At 62.2% G+C, this 8,672-nt stretch carries 8 protein-coding genes and 1 pseudogene; 6 read left to right on the forward strand and 3 right to left on the reverse strand.

What is annotated here, in order from left to right; genetic code table 11:
* A pseudogene (locus tag HP546_RS21510) lies at positions 1 to 139 on the forward strand (pilus assembly protein PilZ); the annotation flags it as partial.
* 280 nt (positions 140 to 419) lie between these two features.
* Here HP546_RS21510 and HP546_RS21515 read toward each other — a convergent pair.
* Positions 420 to 1,766, reverse strand: coding sequence for an MFS transporter (locus HP546_RS21515; RefSeq protein WP_172229235.1), 1,347 nt, complete (start codon positions 1,764 to 1,766; stop codon positions 420 to 422).
* 130 nt (positions 1,767 to 1,896) lie between these two features.
* Positions 1,897 to 3,138, reverse strand: a complete 1,242-nt coding sequence (locus HP546_RS21520; protein ID WP_172229247.1) for a glutamine synthetase family protein — start codon at positions 3,136 to 3,138, stop codon at positions 1,897 to 1,899.
* A 272-nt stretch (positions 3,139 to 3,410) separates the two neighbouring features.
* Here HP546_RS21520 and HP546_RS21525 point away from each other — a divergent pair, with 272 nt between their 5' ends.
* Positions 3,411 to 4,034 (forward strand): hypothetical protein, encoded by a 624-nt coding sequence (locus HP546_RS21525; protein WP_172229237.1) that lies wholly within the window; start codon positions 3,411 to 3,413, stop codon positions 4,032 to 4,034.
* Positions 4,035 to 4,208: 174 nt separating this feature from the next.
* On the forward strand, positions 4,209 to 4,811 hold the full coding sequence (locus HP546_RS21530) for a hypothetical protein (protein ID WP_172229239.1): 603 nt from the start codon (positions 4,209 to 4,211) through the stop codon (positions 4,809 to 4,811).
* 92 nt (positions 4,812 to 4,903) lie between these two features.
* On the opposite strand, the gene bkdR is transcribed toward HP546_RS21530, so the two are convergent.
* The gene (gene bkdR, locus HP546_RS21535) at positions 4,904 to 5,389 is read right to left on the reverse strand and encodes a Bkd operon transcriptional regulator BkdR (protein WP_012273540.1); all 486 of its coding nucleotides are present in this window, start codon (positions 5,387 to 5,389) and stop codon (positions 4,904 to 4,906) included.
* Between the two features lie 198 nt (positions 5,390 to 5,587).
* On the opposite strand from bkdR, the gene HP546_RS21540 reads away from it, so the two are divergent.
* The 3 genes from HP546_RS21540 to HP546_RS21550 form a co-directional block, all read left to right on the forward strand.
* A complete protein-coding gene (locus HP546_RS21540) occupies positions 5,588 to 6,820 on the forward strand; it encodes a 3-methyl-2-oxobutanoate dehydrogenase (2-methylpropanoyl-transferring) subunit alpha (protein ID WP_172229241.1) in 1,233 nt (410 codons plus the stop codon).
* 1 nt (position 6,821) lies between these two features.
* Positions 6,822 to 7,880 (forward strand): alpha-ketoacid dehydrogenase subunit beta, encoded by a 1,059-nt coding sequence (locus tag HP546_RS21545; RefSeq protein WP_172229243.1) that lies wholly within the window; start codon positions 6,822 to 6,824, stop codon positions 7,878 to 7,880.
* A partial coding sequence (locus tag HP546_RS21550) for a dihydrolipoamide acetyltransferase family protein (RefSeq protein WP_172229245.1) occupies positions 7,881 to 8,672 on the forward strand: 792 nt, incomplete at its 3' end. It lies immediately after the preceding gene.

Below are 8,672 nucleotides of genomic sequence, written 5' to 3' on the forward strand. Positions count from 1 at the left end.
GCACTACGAAGAGCGTATCAACACCACCTTCGCTGGCGTGCGCTTCCACAACCTCAGTGGGCAGGCGCAGCGCAAAATCGAGAGTTTTGTCTACCAGCTGCAGCGTGAAGCGCGGCGGTTTGACAAGGACGACTATTGATCGTCGGTCTGTAAAACGCAAACGCCACCTTTCGAGGTGGCGTTTTCATTTGTGTTTCTCCTGTGCTGGCCATTGGGGCCGCTACGCGCCCCATCGCCGGCAAGCCAGCTCCCACACGGACGGCGCCAGTCTCAGGCTATGAGCTGTACCTGTGGGAGCTGGCTTGCCGGCGATGAGGCCAGGGCATGCAGCCTAGCTGCCACAGGGACGGCGCCAATCTCAGGCCATGAGCTGTACCTGTGGGAGCTGGCTTGCCGGCGATGAGGCCAGGGCAGGCAACCTAGCTTTTGTTGGCCTCCGCAGGTTCTGCAACCTGTGGCTTGCTTTCTGACTCACCCTTCTCTTCTGCCTCGGTATCCTCCGCCGCCACCGGCGCCTGCATCACGTCCTGCACGGTCTGCTCATCCACCCGTGGGTCCAGCGCTGCCGACAACGGCGAACCGGCTGCGGGCATTGCCACGTGGCCCAGCGGCGCATCCTGCACCTGGTGCAGCCCGGTAACCGCTTTCGGCCGGATGCGCCACACCAGCACCAGCGCGAAGAACACGAAAAAGGCATACAGCATCTGCGGGCCCAGCACCTTCATCAGCACGCCCGCCGCCAGTGGCCCGATGCATGCGCCCACGCCATAGGTCACCAGTAGCATTGCCGTCAGCGACACCCGTCGCTCGCTTTCCACATGGTCGTTGGAGAATGCCACCGCCAACGGGTACAGGCAAAACTGCAGCAACGAAATCAGAAAGCCCATGCCGAACAGCAGCTCCAGCGGCACGCTGGGCAGTATCGCCAGCGGCGCAGCGGCAAGCGCCAGGCCAACCGCCACACTGCGGATCAGCACCGCTCGGTCGTAGCGGTCCGACAGCCAGCCTAACGGCCACTGCACCAGCAGGCCGGCAAAGATACAGCTACCCATGAACAGACCGATCTGCTCGGTGCTCATACCCTGACTGGAGGCATACAAAGGCGCCAGGCCGTAGAACGAGCCGACGATCAGCCCGGAGCCGAGCACCGTGCTGAGCGACTGCGGCACGCGCTTGATGAAGAACTTCGGCTCCATCGGCGCCGGGCGCAGCGGAGCCGGGTGAATGCGCCGGGTCATCGCCACCGGCACCAGGCACAGGGCAAAGCACATGGCCACCAGCATCAGCAGCTCGGGGCCGAGTTGCGGATGCACCACCAGGATCAGCTGGCCGAGCACCAACCCCAGGTAAGAGGCGATCATGTAGCCGCTGAACACCGCCCCGCGGTGCTTGACGTCGGCCTGCTCGTTGAGCCAGCTCTCGATGACCATGTACTGGCACATCATCCCCAGGCCGACGATCATTCGCAGCCCCACCCACGCCGGCAACCAGCTGGTGAGGCCATGGCCCAGCACCGCCGCGCCGACGATACCGGCGCAGGTGGCGTACGCACGGATATGCCCTACCCGGCCAATCAACCGGTGGCCGACCTTGCCGCCCAGGGCCAGGCCGAAGTAGTTGGCAGCCATCAGCGCACCAATCCACAGGCTGTCGACATTATCGGCAGCCAGGCGCAGGGCCAGGTAGGTACTGAGCAGGCCCGAGCCGATCAACATCATCAGCGCGGCGAAATACAACGACTGAAACGGCTTCCATATATTTCGCATACGTCCCGTGAAGCTCCCTGGTCAGGTGGCGGTTGGGTGCTAGCAGCATAAAGGCAAAAACCGCCTGGCGCAGGCCCCCCATAAGCGATTTGCCGGTGCAGAGGCGTGTCCGGTGCAGGTCGTGTCGCGATCAGGCCTGTGCCGCCAGCACCCGGCGTTCCCATGGCGTGATTTCGTCGAAGAAGTCGGTCAGCTCCAGGGTCTTGCTGGCGATGTACCCTTCGATGAACTCGCTGCCGAACAGTTCCCGCGCCAGCGTGCTGCCCTTGAGCCGCTGCAGCGCAGCATGCAGGGTGCATGGCAGGCCCAGGTGCTCCGGCACCTCGAACTCGCCCTGAATGGCCGGCGACGGCTGCAGGCGCTGCTCGATGCCATGCAGGCCGGCAGCCAGGCTGGCGGCAATGGCCAGATACGGGTTGGCGTCGGCGCCAGGCAGGCGGTTTTCCACCCGCCGCGCCACCGGTGCACTGGCCGGGATGCGCAGGCCGGCGGCGCGGTTGTCCTCGGACCAGCAGGCGTTGTTCGGCGAGGCATAGGGGTGGCACAGCCGCTGGTAGGAATTGACGTTGGGCGCGAACAGCGCAGTAAAGTCGGCCATGCACGCCTGCAGGCCGCCGATGAAGTGGTGGAAGGTGTCGGTCGGCAGGCCCTGCGCATCACTGAATACGTTACGCCCGCTGCTGGCTTCGACCAGGCTCTGGTGAATATGCATCGAGCTGCCCGGGGTGCGCGCCAGCGGCTTGGCCATGCACACCACGGTCAGGCCGTGCTTGAGCGCCACCTCCTTGAGCAGGTGTTTGAACAGAAAGGTCTGGTCGGCCAGCAACAGCGGGTCGCCGTGCAGCAGGTTGATTTCGAACTGGCTGACGCCCATTTCGTGCATGAAGGTGTCGCGCGGCAGGCCCAACGCGGCCATGCATTGGTAGACATCGCTGAAGAACGGGCGCAGGCCGTTGTTGGAACTGACGCTGAATGCCGAATGGCCCGACTCCCGGCGGCCATCGGTACCCAACGGTGGCTGGAACGGCTGCAGCGGGTCGCTGTTGGGCGCAAACACGAAGAACTCCAGCTCGGTCGCCACCACTGGCGCAAGGCCCAGCGCTGCGTAGCGGGCGATCACCGCCTTGAGCTGGCCACGGGTGGACAGCGCCGAAGGCCGGCCATCCAGTTCGATGGCATCGCAGATGGCCAGGGCACGGCCGTCACTGCTCCAAGGCAGACGATGCAGCTGGCCGGGCTCGGCTACCAGCGCCAGGTCACCGTCGTCGCCACCATAGAACTTCGCCGGCGGGTAGCCGCCCATGATGCATTGCAGCAGCACACCGCGGGCCATCTGAAGGCGGCGGCCTTCGAGAAAGCCTTCGGCGGTCATCACCTTGCCGCGTGGCACGCCGTTAAGGTCGGGGGTGACGCATTCGACTTCATCGATACCTTGGAGCTGAGCAGTGCTCATGACACTTGTCCTTGTTGTTGTATGCCGACAACAACATAGGCCGGGGGTGTTTAAAATATCAAGCAGCAAGCTCACTAGAGGTTACCCGCTGCCCCCGACTTGGCAGCAAGGCTTTCCATCTCCCCCCTGCGCCCGCCTGAAGATTACCTTGGGCTCACCCCATGCTGGGGTGATTGAAACCGGAGGGCTGTATGTTGAAAGCTGATTTTACCGCAGAGTTGCACCGCGAAGGCGGAGGCCAAGTGGTCGTTGCAAGCCCGAGTCTGTTTAGCAAGAAAGGGAAAATGTTTAACCCAGAAGGGTTAGTGGATGACGAGGGCTGGTTGTGCATTGATGCCGAGCGCGACGAGTATAAGTTCACCCGCGGGGAGTACAGACCTATTGTATTTAAATTCAATTACATCAAAGAGGAAGGGCAAGGCGTCGGGAAACGCACGCTTTACTCCATCTCATGCAAAAGCGGGTGGGAATACGACGGCGCCAGGCTGGAAAGAAATGCCAGGGGCTGGCTGGGTCTATATGGTACGGGTGTGATCGGCAGAATCACGGACGCCGTGACAAACTATCCCTTGCACCTGGCAGGACTGGGTGACTACTGGAAAATCCAGACACTGCAGGATTGGGATGGTGACTTGCGTAGTGCCGAAGACGTTCCATTCTACCTGCGCGACAAACACGGCCATCGTGTTGCGCTGGCAACGCCAGATGACGCCGCCGTCGACCTGTCCACCAGACATGACAGATATTTGAACGCCGGCGAAACACCCGGCGACATACTCAAGTTCAACCTACGCAATATCAACCTGATCGAGTAGCGGTGAGTTAACGCAGTGCCGGACAGTGCGGACGCTGGCCCTATGTCTGGTTTCAAGAGGCATGCTTGAAGGGAGCTGGCCTATTGCGCATCAACGCTTTCCAACTCTCTTTTCTCAAGCATGAGCATTACCGTTACTCACCCCATGCTGGGATTATCTAAGACCGGAGACTACATGATCAAAGCTGATTTCACCGCCGAGTTGCATTGTGAAGGCGCAGGCCAAGTGGTAGTTGCAGACGCAAGTTGGTATGACCCTACCATGAGACTGGATGACCAAGGCTGGTTATGCGCCGAAAACGACCGCGAAGACCACCAACTCACCAGCGGCCAATTCCTGCGTATCAAATTTGACTTCGAGTATCTGAGAATGGAGCGGGGCTCTGCCGGGGAGCGCGCGATCTACAACATAAAATGCAATAACCGATGGAACTATGCAGGCGCGAGGCTGGAAAGAAATGCCAGAGGCTGGCTGGGCCTGTATGGCACGGGATGGACGGGCAGGGTCACTGATGCAGTGACGAACCTCCCCCTGCACCTGGCTGGATTTGGCGACTATTGGAAAATTGACACGCTTCGGGACTGGAACGGTAACGTGGAGAGCGCCGACAGCATTCCGTTCTACCTGCGCGACAAACACGGCCACCGTGTAGCACGGGCAAAGTCCAAAGACGCATCGGTAGACCTGTCTCTGAATCGGGCCAGGTTTCTGAATTCAGGCGAAACGCCTGGAGAAATAGTCACGTTCTATCTTAAAAACATCCAACTCGCCTCATAACCACATTGGGCCTCGGCATGGGCTACAGGACCCAACCTGTAGCCATGCCAGCCAAGGGCATTGCCCAATATGATCAGCGGCTCAAACGACGTCTATTCGCGCAAGGTCATGCCATTGGCCGGCAACGGCAAGGCCGTCTTGTAGCGCACCTGCTTCAACGCAAAGCTCGAGCGTATATTCGCCACCCCCGGCAACCGCGTCAGGTAATCGAGAAACCGCTCCAGCGCCTGGATGCTCGGCAGCAAGACCCGCAGCAGGTAATCCGGGTCTCCCGTCATCAGGTAGCACTCCATCACCTCGGGCCGCTCGGCGATTTCTTCCTCGAAGCGGTGCAGCGACTGCTCCACCTGCTTCTCCAGGCTGACATGGATGAACACATTCACATCAAGCCCCAGCGCCTCGGGTGATAACAAGGTCACCTGCTGGCGGATCACCCCCAGTTCTTCCATGGCCCGCACCCGGTTGAAACAGGGCGTCGGCGACAGGTTGACCGAGCGTGCCAGCTCGGCATTGGTGATGCGGGCATTTTCTTGCAGGCTGTTGAGAATGCCGATATCGGTACGATCGAGTTTGCGCATGAGACAAAATCACCGGTTTTTTGTGTTTATGCGGAATGTTTATCTGGCCCGATCGGCAAAGGCAATCAACTTGAGAGAAAAATTCTCCTGCCGGGCCACTAAGATGTAGATGACGCTGACCTACCAGTCACAAGCCGGTATTCAGCGGCGGCCGCTTCAGAGCTCACAAAAACAAATATCCGAGCGAGCGTAAACAGCATGAACGAGTACGCCCCCCTGCGTTTGCATGTGCCCGAGCCTACCGGCCGGCCAGGCTGCCAGACCGATTTTTCCTACCTGCGCCTGAACGATGCAGGTAAAGCCCGTAAACCCCCTGTCGATGTCGATGCTGCCGACACCGCCGACCTGTCCTACAGCCTGGTCCGCGTGCTCGATGAGCAGGGCAACGCCCAAGGCCCGTGGGCCGAGGACATCGACCCGCAAGTGCTGCGTCAAGGCATGCGTGCCATGCTCAAGACGCGGATCTTCGACAGCCGTATGGTGGTCGCCCAGCGCCAGAAGAAGATGTCCTTCTACATGCAGAGCCTGGGTGAAGAAGCCATCGGCAGCGGCCAGGCCCTGGCGCTTAACCGCACCGACATGTGCTTCCCCACCTACCGCCAGCAAAGCATCCTGATGGCCCGCGACGTGTCGCTGGTGGAGATGATCTGCCAGCTGCTGTCCAACGAGCGCGACCCGCTGAAGGGTCGCCAGCTGCCGATCATGTATTCGGTGCGCGAGGCCGGCTTCTTTACCATCAGCGGCAACCTGGCGACCCAGTTCGTGCAGGCGGTCGGCTGGGCCATGGCTTCGGCAATCAAGGGTGATACCAAGATCGCTTCGGCCTGGATCGGCGACGGCGCCACCGCCGAGTCGGACTTCCACACCGCCCTCACCTTCGCCCACGTGTACCGTGCGCCGGTGATCCTCAACGTGGTCAACAACCAGTGGGCCATCTCCACCTTCCAGGCTATCGCCGGTGGCGAGTCGACCACCTTTGCCGGCCGTGGCGTGGGTTGCGGCATCGCCTCGCTGCGGGTTGACGGCAACGACTTCGTCGCCGTGTACGCCGCTTCGCGCTGGGCCGCCGAGCGCGCCCGTCGGGGCCTGGGCCCGAGCCTGATCGAGTGGGTCACCTACCGTGCCGGGCCACACTCGACGTCTGACGACCCGTCCAAGTACCGCCCCGCCGATGACTGGAGCCACTTCCCGCTGGGTGACCCGATCGCCCGCCTGAAGCAGCACCTGATCAAGATCGGCCACTGGTCCGAGGAAGAGCACCAAGCCACCACGGCCGAGTTCGAAGCCACCGTGATTGCGGCGCAGAAGGAAGCCGAGCAGTACGGCACCATGGCCAACGGTCACATTCCGAGCGCCGCCTCGATGTTCGAGGACGTGTACAAGGACATGCCCGACCACCTGCGCCGTCAACGCCAGGAACTGGGGGTTTGAGATGAACGACCACAACAACAGCATCAACCCGGAAACCGCCATGGCCACCACTACCATGACCATGATCCAGGCCCTGCGCTCGGCCATGGATATCATGCTTGAGCGCGACGACAATGTGGTCGTGTACGGCCAGGACGTCGGCTACTTCGGTGGCGTATTCCGCTGTACCGAAGGCCTGCAGACCAAGTACGGCAAATCCCGCGTGTTCGACGCGCCGATCTCCGAGAGCGGCATTGTCGGCACCGCCGTAGGCATGGGCGCCTACGGCCTGCGCCCGGTGGTGGAAATCCAGTTCGCCGATTACTTCTACCCGGCCTCGGACCAGATCGTTTCCGAGATGGCGCGCCTGCGCTACCGTTCAGCCGGCGAATTCATCGCCCCGCTGACCCTGCGCATGCCATGCGGCGGCGGCATCTATGGCGGCCAGACCCACAGCCAGAGCCCGGAAGCGATGTTCACCCAGGTCTGCGGGCTGCGCACGGTGATGCCGTCGAACCCGTATGACGCCAAAGGCCTGCTGATTGCCTCGATCGAATGCGACGACCCGGTGATCTTCCTCGAGCCCAAGCGCCTGTACAACGGCCCGTTCGACGGCCACCACGACCGCCCGGTAACGCCGTGGTCCAAGCACCCGCACAGCGCCGTGCCCGATGGTTACTACAACGTGCCGCTGGACAAGGCCGCCATTGCCCGCCCTGGCAATGACGTCACCGTGCTGACCTACGGCACCACCGTGTACGTGGCCCAGGTGGCCGCTGAAGAAAGCGGCGTGGATGCCGAAGTGATCGACCTGCGCAGCCTGTGGCCGCTGGACCTGGACACCATCGTCGAGTCGGTGAAGAAGACCGGCCGCTGCGTTGTCGTGCATGAAGCCACGCGTACCTGCGGCTTTGGCGCCGAACTGGTGTCGCTGGTGCAGGAGCACTGCTTCCATCACCTGGAGGCGCCCATCGAGCGCGTCACCGGCTGGGACACCCCCTACCCTCACGCACAGGAATGGGCTTACTTCCCAGGCCCTTCGCGGGTAGGTGCGGCACTGAAAAAGGTCATGGAGGTCTGAATGGGCACGCACGTCATCAAGATGCCGGACATTGGCGAAGGCATCGCGCAGGTCGAGTTGGTTGAATGGTTCGTCAAGGTCGGCGACATGATCGCCGAGGACCAGGTAGTGGCCGACGTCATGACCGACAAGGCCACCGTGGAAATCCCTTCGCCGGTCAGCGGCAAGGTGCTGGCCCTGGGTGGCCAGCCCGGTGAAGTGATGGCGGTCGGCAGCGAGCTGATCCGCATCGAAGTGGAAGGCAGCGGCAACCATGTGGATACGCCAATGCCGAAACCCGCCGAAACCGCTGCGGCCCCGGTGGCGACCAAGCCGGAGCCACAGCAGCCAGTAAAACCCGCTGCCTACCAGCAGCAGGCGCCGGTCAACCACGAGGCCGCCCCCATCGTGCCGCGCCAGCCGGGCGACAAGCCATTGGCGTCGCCGGCAGTGCGCAAGCGCGCGCTGGATGCCGGTATCGAACTGCGTTACGTGCATGGCAGCGGCCCGGCCGGGCGCATCCTGCATGAAGACCTCGACGCCTTCATGAGCAAGCCGCAGAGTGCCGCCGGGCAGGCGCCAACTGGCTATGCCAGGCGCACCGACAGCGAGCAGGTGCAGGTGATCGGTCTGCGCCGCAAGATCGCCCAGCGCATGCAGGATGCCAAACGTCGGGTCGCGCACTTCAGCTATGTGGAAGAAATCGACGTCACCGCCCTGGAAGCGCTGCGCCAGCAGCTCAACAGCAAGCATGGCGACAGCCGCGGCAAGTTGACTCTGCTGCCGTTCCTGGTGCGCGCGCTGGTGGTGGCG

Origin of the sequence: Pseudomonas sp. CM25, from assembly GCF_013179705.1 — a bacterium.
Classification (GTDB): Bacteria; Pseudomonadota; Gammaproteobacteria; order Pseudomonadales; family Pseudomonadaceae; genus Aquipseudomonas.

What these genes read in the sequence shown, in the direction of transcription:
- HP546_RS21515 (WP_172229235.1), bottom strand. Translation starts at nt 1,766, where the DNA reads ATGCGAAATATATGGAAGCCGTTTCAGTCGTTGTATTTCGCCGCGCTG.
- HP546_RS21520 (WP_172229247.1), bottom strand. Translation starts at nt 3,138, where the DNA reads ATGACCGCCGAAGGCTTTCTCGAAGGCCGCCGCCTTCAGATGGCCCGC.
- HP546_RS21525 (WP_172229237.1), top strand. Translation starts at nt 3,411, where the DNA reads ATGTTGAAAGCTGATTTTACCGCAGAGTTGCACCGCGAAGGCGGAGGC.
- HP546_RS21530 (WP_172229239.1), top strand. Translation starts at nt 4,209, where the DNA reads ATGATCAAAGCTGATTTCACCGCCGAGTTGCATTGTGAAGGCGCAGGC.
- bkdR (WP_012273540.1), bottom strand. Translation starts at nt 5,389, where the DNA reads ATGCGCAAACTCGATCGTACCGATATCGGCATTCTCAACAGCCTGCAA.
- HP546_RS21540 (WP_172229241.1), top strand. Translation starts at nt 5,588, where the DNA reads ATGAACGAGTACGCCCCCCTGCGTTTGCATGTGCCCGAGCCTACCGGC.
- HP546_RS21545 (WP_172229243.1), top strand. Translation starts at nt 6,822, where the DNA reads ATGAACGACCACAACAACAGCATCAACCCGGAAACCGCCATGGCCACC.